The sequence below is a fragment of the Salegentibacter salarius genome (assembly GCF_900168265.1).
Lineage (GTDB): Bacteria > Bacteroidota > Bacteroidia > Flavobacteriales > Flavobacteriaceae > Salegentibacter > Salegentibacter salarius.
The window spans coordinates 27986-41816 of the sequence record NZ_FVZF01000016.1 but is presented as its reverse complement, the minus strand read 5'-3'; the positions used below and the strand labels follow the sequence as shown (position 1 = coordinate 41816).

13 protein-coding genes are annotated in these 13831 nt (G+C 38.5%); 10 read left to right on the top strand and 3 right to left on the bottom strand.

Annotated features, from left to right (window positions below; translation table 11 throughout):
* The first annotated feature begins 82 nt into the window (after positions 1-82).
* Positions 83-715 (top strand): polysaccharide deacetylase family protein, encoded by a 633-nt coding sequence (locus tag B5440_RS10000; RefSeq protein WP_070053473.1) that lies wholly within the window; start codon positions 83-85, stop codon positions 713-715.
* Here B5440_RS10000 and B5440_RS09995 read toward each other — a convergent pair.
* Positions 712-1008: a thioredoxin family protein gene (locus tag B5440_RS09995; RefSeq protein WP_070053474.1), complete on the bottom strand. Its 297-nt coding sequence runs from the start codon at positions 1006-1008 to the stop codon at positions 712-714. The two genes, B5440_RS10000 and B5440_RS09995, sit on opposite strands and share 4 nt — an antisense overlap.
* Positions 1009-1134: 126 nt before the next feature.
* The gene (locus B5440_RS09990; RefSeq protein ID WP_070053475.1) at positions 1135-2361 is read right to left on the bottom strand and encodes a metallophosphoesterase; all 1227 of its coding nucleotides are present in this window, start codon (positions 2359-2361) and stop codon (positions 1135-1137) included.
* A gap of 203 nt (positions 2362-2564) precedes the next feature.
* Here B5440_RS09990 and B5440_RS09985 point away from each other — a divergent pair, with 203 nt between their 5' ends.
* From B5440_RS09985 to polA, 3 genes are all read left to right on the top strand, one after another.
* Positions 2565-3536 (top strand): glycosylasparaginase, encoded by a 972-nt coding sequence (locus B5440_RS09985; RefSeq protein ID WP_070053476.1) that lies wholly within the window; start codon positions 2565-2567, stop codon positions 3534-3536.
* The gene (fucP, locus tag B5440_RS09980) at positions 3537-4850 is read left to right on the top strand and encodes an L-fucose:H+ symporter permease (RefSeq protein WP_070053477.1); all 1314 of its coding nucleotides are present in this window, start codon (positions 3537-3539) and stop codon (positions 4848-4850) included.
* A 113-nt stretch (positions 4851-4963) separates the two neighbouring features.
* Positions 4964-7795 carry a DNA polymerase I gene (gene polA, locus B5440_RS09975; protein ID WP_070053478.1) on the top strand — a complete coding sequence of 944 codons (2832 nt, stop codon included), beginning with the start codon at positions 4964-4966 and terminating at the stop codon, positions 7793-7795.
* Between the two features lie 208 nt (positions 7796-8003).
* Here polA and B5440_RS09970 read toward each other — a convergent pair whose 3' ends face one another.
* Positions 8004-8591: a DUF5004 domain-containing protein gene (locus B5440_RS09970; protein ID WP_100970630.1), complete on the bottom strand. Its 588-nt coding sequence runs from the start codon at positions 8589-8591 to the stop codon at positions 8004-8006.
* A gap of 341 nt (positions 8592-8932) precedes the next feature.
* Between B5440_RS09970 and rplM the strand changes: the two genes are divergently transcribed.
* From rplM to B5440_RS09940, 6 genes are all read left to right on the top strand, one after another.
* Entirely contained in the window at positions 8933-9388 is a 456-nt protein-coding gene (rplM, locus tag B5440_RS09965) for a 50S ribosomal protein L13 (RefSeq protein ID WP_070053480.1), read from the top strand.
* A complete protein-coding gene (rpsI, locus tag B5440_RS09960) occupies positions 9388-9774 on the top strand; it encodes a 30S ribosomal protein S9 (protein ID WP_057482614.1) in 387 nt (128 codons plus the stop codon). The genes rplM and rpsI overlap by 1 nt, the downstream gene beginning before the upstream one ends.
* A 166-nt stretch (positions 9775-9940) precedes the next feature.
* A complete protein-coding gene (gene rpsB / locus B5440_RS09955) occupies positions 9941-10834 on the top strand; it encodes a 30S ribosomal protein S2 (protein WP_070053481.1) in 894 nt (297 codons plus the stop codon).
* 88 nt (positions 10835-10922) lie between these two features.
* Complete coding sequence (tsf, locus tag B5440_RS09950) at positions 10923-11750, top strand: translation elongation factor Ts (RefSeq protein ID WP_070053482.1); 828 nt, start codon at positions 10923-10925, stop codon at positions 11748-11750.
* Between the two features lie 88 nt (positions 11751-11838).
* Positions 11839-12561, top strand: coding sequence for a tRNA1(Val) (adenine(37)-N6)-methyltransferase (locus B5440_RS09945; protein WP_070053483.1), 723 nt, complete (start codon positions 11839-11841; stop codon positions 12559-12561).
* A 56-nt stretch (positions 12562-12617) separates the two neighbouring features.
* Positions 12618-13796, top strand: coding sequence for an acyl-CoA dehydrogenase family protein (locus tag B5440_RS09940; RefSeq protein ID WP_070053484.1), 1179 nt, complete (start codon positions 12618-12620; stop codon positions 13794-13796).
* Positions 13797-13831 lie beyond the last annotated feature (35 nt).

Sequence of the window (13831 nt, the reverse complement as noted above, 5' to 3'; positions counted from 1 at the left end):
CCTGTAAGGCCATATCGCTTTACAGGTTTTTTAGTTTAAAACTGTATCTTGAACCCACTGTTATAAAACCTGGTGCCTGAATATGAACCCGTTTTTCATCAAATATCCTCTTCTTCTAAAAAAACTCTACCCAAATAGAATCACCAAAATTAAAGCCGAAAAAACCATTTATCTCACCTTTGATGATGGCCCAATTCCTGAGATCACGCCCTGGGTTTTAGATATTTTAAAACAGTATAATGCAAAAGCCACTTTCTTTTGTATAGGAGATAATATTAGAAAACATCCCGAAGTATTTCAGCAAATAATAAAAGAAAAACATAAGGTAGCCAACCACACATTTAATCATTTAAACGGGTGGAAAACTTCCGAAGAAAAATATATTGAAAACACGCTTTTAGCAGAAAAAGAAATTGAAAAATTTAGTCCTCAAAAAACCAAACTCTTTAGACCTCCTTTCGGAAAGATTAAAAACTCACAGGCTGCAAAACTTGTAAAGCAGAATTACACAATAGTGATGTGGGACGTAATAAGTGGAGATTTTGATACCAGGATATCTAAAGATAAATGTTTAAGCAATGTGCTGAAAAATGCTTCAGCAGGAAGCACTATTGTTTTTCACGACAGTATTAAAGCTTCAGAAAGTCTAAAATTTACGCTACCAAAAGTATTGGATTATTACGCCGAAAAAGGCTTTGATTTTAAAGCTCTTTAAACATACTCTTTAAGAATACCTACAAGAGTTGCAGCATCCTGCTCACCGCTTTGGCGCCACTTCATCTCCCCAGATTTATAGATCATAAGCGTAGGTAAAGTCTTTACCCTAAGCGCTTCTGCGAGCTGAGAATTTTTATCTACATCTATTTTTATCACCTTCACCTTGTTACCCATGGAGGCGGCAACTTCCCGCAAAACCGGGTTCATAGTTTTCGAATCCTCGTTCCATTCGGTATAAAAATCCAACAACACCGGAATATTGAGATCTATTAGTTCACCAAATTTTGACATGTAGCTTTTTCTTTAAATTAAATTTCACCCTCAATTTCATTTTTTAAAACGAGGTTAATAATCTCTAAACTCACCTGGTTAATTTTCCGGAGAAATCACTAACTCAAATATAGTAAATTCTGCAGATTATGCAGGTTTTAGGCCTTTTTTGAGTTCAATTACGCTTATTTCTGGCCAAATTCCCACTCTTCCGGGAAAAGCCAAATAACCAAAGCCGCGATTTACATTAATATAACGACCAAATTCCTCATATATTCCAGCCCAATTTTGGTAACGGTACTGCACTGGACTCCACTTGAACCAACCGGGAATTTCAATCCCAAACTGCATTCCGTGGGTATGCCCGCTAAGCGTTAAATGATAATTCTTTTTATCATTTTTAATCTTTTCCTGCCAGTAAGAAGGATCGTGACTCAGTAATACTTTAAAATCTTTTTCGTTTAAACCTGCTCCTGCTTTATCGAGGTCTCCATCTTTTTTAAATCCGCCGGCACCCCAATTTTCCACTCCTACTAAAGCGATCTTTTCTCCATTGCGCTCAATAAGTTTGTGCTCATTTAGCAAAAGCTTCCAGCCCATTATGGCGTGAGTATCTTTTAGGGTGTCTAAATTTTGTTTTTTCGCTTCAGGAGAACTCCAGCTTTTATAATCTCCATAATCGTGATTTCCAAGGATAGAATAAACACCGTCTTTAGCCTTTATTTGCCCAAATAATTCCTTCCAGGGTTCCATTTCTGAAGCTTCGTTATTCACCAAATCTCCAGTAAAAACCACCATATCGGTTTCCTGTTCATTTAGAAGATCTACCCCGTATTTTATCTTTTTTTCATTATCAAAACTTCCGCTATGAATGTCACTAATTTGCGCTAGCCGGTAACCATCAAAAGCTTCAGGTAGATCATCAAAATAAAGTGTATAATTAAGTACCCTGAAATTATACCTGCCCTGGTACATTCCATATAAAACCGAAGCTAGTGGAATGGCAGCTATTCCCATGGCTAACTGACTTAAAAATTTTCTCCTGGATGGCAGTGAAAAATCTCCTTTTGCAGAAAATAATTTCTCAAATCCACCGGCTCCCAATCTAAAAATATCTTCCCCAAACATTATTAAGGTTAGAATAAGTTTAAAAAGCATTACCGAAAGTAAAAAGCCAAAAGCGTAGCCTCGTGCCCCTGTGAGAACGCTCCCTTCCACCGGTGTTAACCATTGATAAAGAAAGTTAGTAAATACCGCAAGGGTAACCACAAAATACAGGATTACCACCCAGTAATTTCGGGTTATGGTTTTTAATGCCTGGTAGGCATAAATCTCAATTAATAAGAAAAAAACTATGAAAATTATCCAACGCATGAGCAATCCTAAATTTTTGCGAATATACTTTTAATCATCACTTTATAAATTTGGTTTAGGTTTAATTTAACGCCTGTCACAAGCCTAAACCCTGAAATAATCTGAACCTAAATAGTGCCAGAAATGTTGTTTAGCTATAAAATTTGACTATACTCTCAATAAGAAGTATTTTTCAGGGCTTTTCAATTATAATCAATCTAGTGATGAAACGAAGGAATTTTATAAAAGCTGCCGGGATCTCTGGTGCCGGCCTTAGCCTATTACCTGTTACCCATAATTTAAATGCTTCCACCTTTAAAAAACAGGAAAAACCCACTCCTATTTGTGTGGCCACCTGGAATTTTCACGAAGCCAGCAAAACTGCCGGTGAGCTTCTTTACAAAGGAGCTTCAGCCTTAGATGCAGCCGAACAAGGTGTAAGAGTTGAGGAAGCCAATCTAAAAAATACTACCGTAGGAAATGGCGGCGCACCAGACAAGGAGGGTAACGTCACTTTAGATGCCTGCATAATGTCACCTTCAGGAGACTGTGGCAGCGTAGTTTATTTAAAAGAAATTGAGCACCCGGTTTCGGTAGCCAGGAAGGTTATGGAAGAAACCCCGCACGTAATGTTAGCCGGAGAAGGCGCTTTGCAGTTTGCTATTCAGCAGGGATTTAAGCGGAAAAATTTACTGACTAAAGAATCTGAAGAAAACTGGAAAAAATGGCTGGAGAAAAAAGAATATAAACCTATCATCAATATTGAGAATCACGATACCATTGGGATGCTTTGCCTTGACGAAAAAGGTGATATTGCTGGCGCTTGCACTACATCTGGCCTGGCATATAAGATGAATGGCCGGGTTGGGGATTCTCCTATTATAGGTGCCGGCCTGTATCTTGACAATGAAATTGGGGGCGCAGTTGCTACCGGAATGGGCGAAGCAATTATGAAGAGTGTAAGCAGTTTTCTTATCGTAGAATTAATGCGCCAGGGTAAAAGCCCGCAGGAAGCCTGTGAAATTGCCGTGCAGCGAATTATTAAACAAAACCCGAATTACAAAGATTTTCAAGCTGCATTTATAGCTTTAAATAAAAATGGGGAAATAGGTTCATATTGCATTCACGAAGGCTTTTCGTATGCTAAATACCAAGACAACAAAAACACCAACAACCCCAGTCAATCTTATTTGTAAATGGAACAGAAAAAATCTTATCGCACCGCATTTATCTTTGTAACCATACTTTTCTTCCTTTGGGGATTTATCACCGTTCTTGTAGATTCACTTATTCCAAGACTTCGAGAGGTTTTCACGCTTTCATATTTCCAGGCAGGGATGGTGCAATTCGCCTTTTTTGGGGCCTATTTCTTACTCTCCATTCCGGCAGGCTATATTTTATCAAAAATTGGATATAAACGAGGAATTATTCTTGGTTTAGGTACAATGGCACTGGGTTGTCTCCTTTTCTATCCCGCTGCTTCCTATCGCGTCTTCGGAATTTTCATGTTAGGTTATTTTACGCTTGCTGCCGGGATCACTATTCTTCAGGTAGCTGCCAACCCATATGTAACCATTCTTGGTCCTGAAAAAACCGCTTCCAGTAGATTGAACCTTTCACAGGCTTTTAATTCCCTCGGAACCGCTATTGCACCGGCTTTAGGCGCACTTTTTATTCTTCAGGATAAAGTAAAAACAAGCGCTGAAATTGAAGCTCTGGATACTCCTGCTCAGGAAAGTTATTTAGTAGCTGAGGCTGCAGCAGTGCAAACCCCATTTCTAGGGATTGCAGCTTTTATAGTTATAATCGCTCTGGTTTTCTTTTTTGTAAAACTTCCAAAAGTTGGTGACAAAGAGGCCTCCAATGACTATCGAAAAGTCTTAAAAAATAGAAATCTTATTCTAGGCGCCATTGGTTTATTTTGCTATGTGGGAGCTGAAGTTGCACTGGGAAGTTATATGGTGAATTATTTCTTGAGCCTTGATCTTGCCGCTACGGTAAGGGAAACTTCCTTTATGCGAACCATTGCCGAATGGATCTTGACCACAGGTGTTTCAGCTTCCAGCGATATGGCCGTAGTGGGAGTTTTCGTGACCTTCTACTGGACAGGAGCAATGATTGGGAGATTTATTGGTTCTTACCTCACCTCAATTTTTAATCCTGCAAAAATCTTAAGCATTTTTGCCATCGGTGCGATTGGTATGATCTTAATCTCAAATTTCTCGGTTGGCCTGGCTGCTATGTGGACCATTATCGCGGTAGGATTGTTTAACTCCATTATGTTCCCCACAATTTTTAGCCTTGCTTTAGACGGATTAGGCGATGATAAAGCGCAAGGATCTGGAGTATTATGTACTATGATTGTAGGTGGTGCAATAATTCCGCCGGCATATGGATACTTAACCGATTCATTCAATTTTAATGTAGCGTTGATTCTGGTAATGGCTTGCTACGCTTACATATTTTATTATGCATACAGCAATAAAAGAAGAAAAGTAGCAGCAGCCTAATTCTCTTAATTGCTTAGATTTTTTAATAGACAAGTTTTTAAGAACGCCTAAAGCCTGTATGATAATATCTTTGTAGTTTTGGGATATTCAGAAAAAATAATATTCCAAAATATATGTCTGCTCAAAAACGCCTGTTTCTTGTTGATGCCTATGCCCTGATTTTTAGAGGTTATTACGCTTTTATTAAAAACCCCAGGATTAATTCTAAAGGTTTTGACACTTCAGCGATAATGGGTTTTATGAATTCCCTTTTCGATGTAATTAGACGTGAAAAACCAGATCATCTTGCCGTTTGTTTCGATAAAGAAGGCAGCCAGGTAAGAACAGAAATGTTCGCTGAATACAAAGCTAATCGCGATGCTACCCCGGAACCTATAAAAGATGCAATTCCTATTATTCAGGATATCTTAAATGCTATGCATATTCCCGTAGTTGTACTACCCGGATGTGAAGCCGATGATATTATTGGCACCCTTGCCCAACAAGCCGAGAAAGAAAACTACCAGGTTTTTATGGTAACCCCGGATAAGGATTTTGCCCAATTGGTAACCGAAAATATTTTTATGTACCGCCCGGCCAGAATGGGTAACGGAATTGAAATTTGGGGTATTCCTGAAGTTCAGAAGAAATTTGGAGTAGAACGTCCCGAGCAGGTGATAGATTTCCTGGGAATGATGGGCGACGCCGTAGATAATATCCCCGGACTTCCCGGTGTAGGTGAAAAAACCGCTAAAAAATTCCTGAAGCAATTTGGAAGTATGGAAGAATTACTGGCCAATACCGACCAGTTAAAGGGAAAAATGAAGGAAAAGGTAGAAAGCCACGCCGAGCAGGGAATTCTTTCTAAAAAGCTCGCGGCCATTCTTACCGATTGTGATGTGAAATTTCACGCTGAAGATTACGAACTCTCTCAACCAGATGCCGAGAAGGTTCAGGAGATTTTTGATGAACTTGAGTTTAGAAGACTTAAAGACCAATTTATAAAATTATTTAGCGGCGAAGAAGACCAACAACAAACTCAGGTCACTAATTCTCCATCAGCCAAAAAAGTTTCCAATACAGCCGGGGAAGGACAGTTTTCTTTGTTTGGCGGTGATAATTCAGAAAAAATTGAAGCTAGCACAGGCGGAAGGAAATCCTTAAAAGATACTCCGCACGTATACCAGAGCCTGAATACTAAAATGGCCAGGGAAGTGTTTCTTAAGAATTTAATGAAACAAAAAAGCGTTTGTGTTGATACCGAGACAACAAGCTTAAACGCCCTGGAAGCAGAACTGGTTGGAATCGCTTTTTCCTGGGAAACCGGAAAAGGTTTTTACCTGGCTTTTCCTGAACAGCGTGATGAAGCACAGCAACTTATTGAGGAGCTAAGACCGTTTTTTGAAGATGAAAAGATTGAAAAAATTGGTCAGAACCTTAAATATGATATTAAGGTTTTAGCTAAATATAATATTAAAATAAAAGGAAAGCTTTTCGATACCATGATCGCGCATTACCTGATCAATCCAGATATGCGTCATAATATGGATATACTTGCCGAAACTTACCTTAATTATACCCCGCAACCTATTTCAGAATTAATAGGAAAAAAAGGAAAGAATCAAAAGTCGATGCGAGAGGTTCCGGTTGAAGAGCAGACCGAATATGGCGTTGAAGATGCCGATGTCACCCTTCAGCTTAAAAAATTCTTTGAGCAGGAATTAAAAGAAGCAGAAACCCGAAAGCTTTTTGATGAAATTGAAATTCCGCTGGTTAGAGTGCTTGCCGCAATGGAACTGGAAGGCATAAAATTAGACGAAAATTTCCTAAAATCCCTTTCTGATGCTCTGGATAGCGATATTAAGGAACTGGAACAAAGTATATATAAAGAAGCAGGAGAAGAATTTAAGATCAGCTCCCCAAAACAATTAGGACTTATCCTGTTTGAAAAAATGGAATTGGTTAAGAAACCCAAAAAGACCAAAACAGGACAATACTCAACCAGCGAAGATGTACTCTCGGTTTTAGTTAAAGAGCATAAGATCGTGGAAGATGTTTTAATGTATCGTGCTTTGGTAAAACTCCAAAATACTTATGTAGATTCTTTACCAAACCAGGTACAGAAAGCTACCGGCAGAATTCATACCGATTATGTACAAACTATTGCAGCTACGGGCAGATTGAGTTCCAACAATCCTAACCTTCAAAATATACCAATTAGAACCGAGCGTGGTCGCCAGGTGAGAAAAGCTTTTGTTCCGCGGGACGAAAATCATATTCTACTCGCTGCCGATTATTCTCAAATTGAATTGCGAATTATCGCGGCGCTTAGCGAAGAAGATAATATGATAAAAGCCTTTAAAGAAGGCAAAGATATTCACGCTTCTACCGCCGCCCAGGTTTTTAATGTAAATATAGATGAAGTAACCCGCGAGCAAAGAAGCAATGCTAAAACTGTGAACTTTGGAATTATTTATGGCGTTTCAGCTTTCGGTTTAAGCAATCAGACCAATTTATCTCGTGCCGAAGCAAAAGAACTTATAGACACCTATTATAAAACCTATCCTAAATTAACCGGATACATTGCAGACCAGGTCGCTTTTGCCAGGGAGAACGGTTATGTGGAAACCATTTTAGGCAGAAGGCGATATTTGAAAGATATCAATTCACAAAATGCCGTAGTGCGTGGCGCTGCAGAAAGGAACGCGGTTAATGCACCAATACAGGGTAGCGCAGCAGATATTATTAAATTGGCAATGATTAATATTTACCGAAAACTTACAGAAGGCAAGTTTAAAACCAAAATGTTACTCCAGGTGCATGATGAATTGGTTTTTGACGCCCATAAAGACGAAGTTGAAGAAGTAAAGAAAATGATTCAGTTTGAAATGGAGAACGCCTACAAACTGGAAGTTCCTTTAGATGTAGAATTAGGAGAAGGCAATAACTGGCTGGAAGCGCATTAGAATTTCTCCGTCATTGCCATGGAGGCACGAATGAAGCAATCTTTAGTAAACAACTTCAGAGCAAGCTCCCGAAGCATTATAATTGGAAAATATAATTTGATTTCGAGGCAAGCCTCGGAGCATTTAATCTCGATTATCGAGTAAAACAAAAAACCTCGCAACTTTGGTTGCGAGGTTTTTCTATCTAACACTAAAAAGATTGGTTAGGTTAGTTCACTCTTGTATATTCTAAAGATAAAACGGTAACCTCTTCGGCATCCGTCCCGTCCGGATTTCCATAATATTGTTCAGATTCAAATTTGCTGATTTCGAAAGCAAACGTATTGGCAGTTCTTTCTAAAATTCTGCTGTGGGTACGAGTAGTTCCATCAATAGTCATCGTAATAATAAGACGTTCGTCGTTATTTACATTTTCAACATCCCAGCTCCCGGTATCTGTTCTTCCTGAAAGGCATTTAAAATCATCATTACTAACACCGGCTTTAAAATCAAGTTTAGAATTCGTAGTAGTCATACTTCCATCTGCATTGTAAGTTACTCCCATATCCTGGAAACAATTAGTTTCTAATAAAATATTGGAATTAAACACTCCATCGTTATTAAGATCTACCACAGTATCTGTTTGCATTGCTGAAAGTATCCATTCGCCTTCAAGATCTTCTGTAGAAATGTTAGCAGTAGCATTTAAATTATTCACCTCAGTTTCGGCAACATGATCCTGGTTAGGCTCACAAGATGCTATACTAAAGATAATTCCTAATATAAAGAGGCTTTTTAATCTAAGTAGGTTTTTCATAGCTAAATCAATTTGAGAGGACAAAGCTAAGGAGTATTTAAAGATTTTTATGACTTTATTAACATAAAAATTACCGTTTAACATTCATTATGTGCGTTTTATCGATTTAAGATAATAGGAATAGGTAGGAAATAAGCCGCAAAGGGAAACTTATAACCTAAAATTGAAAAGATTTTATTCATTTATGAAATTATGTTCCGCAGCTATATCCCTCAAAATAAATTAATTAATTTCGGATTTGCTATATGAATTTATAATTGTACATTTGCACCCCGATTTCCCGACATGATTTATGCTGGGAATGGGAATGGAATGTTTAATAATAAGTAAATTTAATTAGTGTGGACACATTAAGCTACAAAACAGTATCAGCCAACAAGGCTACCGTGACCAAAGAATGGGTACACGTAGATGCTGAAGGACAGACGTTGGGCCGACTAGCTTCTAAAGTAGCCAAGCTACTAAGAGGTAAGCACAAACCTAACTTCACCCCGCACGTTGATTGTGGTGATAACGTAATCGTTACCAATGCAGAAAAGATCAACTTAACCGGTAAGAAATGGGATTCGAAAGAATACATTCGTCACACCGGCTACCCGGGTGGACAAAAAAGTCTAACAGCAGCTGAATTATTCGAAAAGAATCCAGAGAGACTTATCGAAAAATCAGTAAAAGGAATGTTACCAAAGAACAAACTTGGAGCAGACCTATTTAGAAATTTAAAGGTTTACGCAGGATCAGAACACGATCACACTGCACAAAAGCCTAAAACTATTAACTTAAACGATCTTAAGTAATGGAGGTTATTCACAAAATTGGCCGTAGAAAAACGGCGGTTGCGCGTGTTTATGTTTCTGAAGGAAGCGGAAAATTTAGCGTAAACAAAAAAGACCTTAAAGACTACTTTACCACAGGTCCTTTACTTTACAAAGTAAACCAGGCCCTTAACCTTACCGGTAATGACGATAACTTTGACGTAAGAGCAAATGTTTACGGTGGTGGTATTACAGGACAGGCAGAAGCTATTCGTCTTGCACTTGCAAGAGCAATGGTAGAACTGGATGCAGAGAACAGAGCGGTTTTAAAGCCAGAAGGTTTAATGACCAGAGACCCAAGAATGGTAGAGCGTAAGAAGTTTGGACAGAAGAAAGCTCGTAAGAAATTTCAGTTCTCTAAACGTTAATTTTTATTGGAATTTATATTCCAAAGTTCATTTAATATTAAAAAGATTTTTGTTGTTATTCCGCTGCCAGCGGAAGTTAGTTTAGCATCTAAACAGGTAAGGCCGTGTTTATAAAAACAGCCACTTACTTGTTGCTATCTTCAACAGAACGTAAACTATTACAAAAATGGCAAACAAAGTAGAAGTAAAAGAATTACTTGATGCAGGTGTACATTTTGGACACCTTACAAGAAGATGGAACCCAAATATGGCCCCATATATCTATATGGAGCGCAATGGGATTCACATCATCAACTTATATAAGAGTGCTGCTAAAATGCAGGAGGCAGGTGATGCCCTTGCAAAAATTGCAGCCAGCGGTAGAAAAATACTTTTCGTAGCTACCAAGAAACAAGCTAAAGAAATAGTAGCCGAACAAGCTGAAAAAGCAAATATGCCATACATTACCGAGCGTTGGCCCGGTGGTATGCTTACCAACTTTGTAACTATTCGTAGAGCCGTTAAGAAAATGGCCTCTATTGATAGAATGAAGAAAGATGGTACCTTTAATACACTTTCTAAAAAAGAACGTCTTCAGGTAGATCGTTTAAGAGCTAAATTAGAAAAGAACCTTGGTTCTATTTCTGATATGAGCAGACTTCCAGGAGCACTTTTTGTTGTTGATATTACTCGTGAACACATTGCTATTAAAGAAGCTCAAAAATTAAACATTCCAATTTTCGCTATGGTAGATACAAACTCAGATCCTCGTGAGGTTGAGTACGTAATTCCATCTAATGACGATGCTTCAAAGTCTATCAACAAAGTGGTTTCTTATGTTGCAGATTCTATTGTAGACGGCCTTACTGAAAGAAAAGCTTCTAAAGAATCTAAAAAAGAGAAAGCTGACAAAGAAGAAAAAGAGCCAAAAGCACCAAAAGCTGCTGTAAAGCAACCAGAAGCTGAAGCTCCTTCTAAAGATGCTGAAGATAAAAAGGCAATGAAAGAAGCTAAGAAAGATGTAAAACTTGAGTCTAAGAAAGAAACTTTAGACAAAGCTTCATCTAACGAAGAAGAATAAAATAACATTTTATAACATTCAAAAAGTCGTTTAGTTTCTTTCCTAACAGTTGGTCTCTAAGCGACTTTTTTAAATAAAAAACAATACTATGGCTAAGATAACCGCCGCAGAAGTAAACAAATTAAGAAAAGCTACCGGTGCCGGTATGATGGATTGTAAAAAAGCACTTGTAGAGGCAGATGGTGATTTTGACAAGGCTATTGAAGTACTTCGTAAAAAAGGTCAAAAAGTTGCTGCTAAGAGAGCCGATAGAGATTCAGCCGAAGGTGCTGCAATTGCTAAGGTAAACGACGATAACACCAAAGGTATTATCATCTCTCTTAACTGTGAAACCGACTTTGTTGCTAAAAACGATGATTTCGTAAAAATGGCAAACAATTTCGCAGATATCGCACTTACTGTTTCTTCAAAAGAAGAATTGCTTAAAGCAGATTACAACGGGATTTCAGTTGAAGATAAATTAACTGAGCAAACTGGTGTAATTGGTGAGAAAATAGAAATTGGTGCTTTTAAAACTTTAGAAGCTCCGTTTGTAGGTTCTTATATTCACGCAGGAAACAAAATTGCTGTAATCACCGGTCTTTCTAAGAATGTTGAAGGTGCAGATGAAGCTGCAAAAAACGTTTCTATGCAAGCTGCCGCTATGAACCCTATCGCACTTAACGAAGAAGGTGTAGACCAGGAAACCATAGATAAAGAAGTAGAGATCGCCAAAGATACGCTTCGCCAGGAAGGTAAACCTGAAGAAATGCTAGACAAAATAGCAAAAGGAAAAATTCAGCGTTACTTTAAAGACAATACTTTGGTTAACCAGGCGTTTATCAAAGACGGAAAACAGAGCGTTGCAGACTACGTAAAATCTGTAGATTCAGATCTTACTGTTGTAGGTTTCAAAAGAGTTGCTTTAGGAGAGTAATTAAAATTTGTCATTTCCGCGCAGGCGGAAATCCCAATAAATCTAAAACCGCTTCATTAATCTGGAGCGGTTTTTTTAATTTTATCAAATGTCAGAAAAAGCATTTCAGTTTAAAGAATTCAAGATAGAACAAGATCGCTGCGCCATGAAAATTGGCACCGACGGCGTTTTACTAGGTGCCTGGGCTTCCCTGGAGCATCAACCAGACAGTATTCTTGATATTGGCACAGGAACCGGTTTAATTGCATTAATGCTCGCACAACGCTCCCCTGCCCTTCTTATTGATGCTTTAGAAATTGACGAGGATGCTTACGAACAAGCTGTAGACAATTTTGAACAAAGCCAATGGGGAGACAGGCTATTTTGCTATCACGCCGCTTTTGATGAATATGTAGAAGAAATGCAGGATGAAGACAAGTACGAGCTAATTATTTCAAATCCGCCATTTTATGCTGAAGATTATACTTCAGAAAGCGCAAGTAGAAATAAAGCCCGTTTTGCTGAAGCCCTGCCTTTTTCAGAATTACTTGAAGGTGTTTCAAAATTACTTCATCCGGATGGGGAATTCAATACGATTATTCCGCATAAAGAAGAAACAAATTTTATAAGCCTGGCCAGTGAATTTGGGCTTTTTCCGAAGAAAATCACCAGGGTGCGCGGAAATGAAACATCAGCAATAAAAAGAAGTTTACTGAGCTTCAATTTCAAAAAGGAGCAGCTTAAAGAAAATGAACTAATCATTGAAATTTCACGGCATAATTATACAGATGCTTATAAAAAGCTTGTAAAAGACTTCTATCTTAAATTATAATCTTAAAATTGTTTGCTTTAAAAAGCTTAGTTACATTTGTGTAAAACACCACACAAATGAGAACAGATAACTTCCAGGCTCCAGATTATTATAATATTGATGAGCTGCTTACCGATGAACATAAGATAGTTCGCGATGCCGCCAGAGAATGGGTGAAACGCGAAATTTCTCCAATAATTGAAGATGCTGCTCAAAAAGCAGAATTCCCTAAATCTATAATTAGCGGTTTAGCTGAAATTGGAGCTTTTGGCCCTTATATCCCGGAAGAATATGGAGGTGCCGGTCTGGATCAAATCTCATACGGACTTATCATGCAGGAAATTGAACGAGGTGACAGTGGGGTTCGCTCTACCGCATCTGTTCAAAGCTCCCTGGTAATGTTTCCTATTTATAAGTACGGTACCGAAGAACAACGCAAAAAATACTTACCAAAATTAGCCTCGGGAGAATTTATGGGATGTTTTGGGCTTACCGAGCCAGATCACGGTTCTAATCCCGGCGGGATGACCACCAACTTTAAAGATAAAGGCGATCATTATTTACTAAATGGGGCTAAAATGTGGATCTCTAATGCACCTTTTGCAGATATTGCAGTAGTGTGGGCAAAAGATGAAAACGGCCGTATTCACGGACTTATCGTAGAAAGAGGAATGGAAGGCTTTTCTACTCCTGAAACTCATAATAAATGGTCACTTCGAGCCAGCGCAACCGGCGAACTTATTTTTGATAATGTAAAGGTGCCAAAAGAAAACCTAATGCCAAATAAAAGCGGACTTGGCGCTCCATTAGGTTGTCTTGATTCTGCCCGCTACGGAATTGCCTGGGGAGCTATTGGCGCAGCAATGGATTGTTATGATACCGCTTTGCGCTATGCAAAAGAGCGAGTGCAATTTGACAAACCAATTGCCGGCACACAACTTCAGCAGAAAAAATTAGCAGAAATGATCACCGAGATCACCAAAGCGCAGCTTATGGCGTGGAGACTGGGTGTTCTTAAAAACGAAGGAAAAGCAACTTCCGCTCAAATCTCTATGGCCAAAAGAAATAATGTGGAAATGGCTATAAAAATAGCCCGGGAAGCAAGACAAATTCTAGGCGGAATGGGAATTACCGGAGAATACAGCATTATGCGCCATATGATGAACCTGGAAAGTGTAATTACTTATGAAGGCACACACGATATTCACCTGTTAATTACGGGAATGGATATTACCGGGATCCCAGCTTTTCAATAAAAAGACATTTTACTAAATACAAATCGTCATGCTGA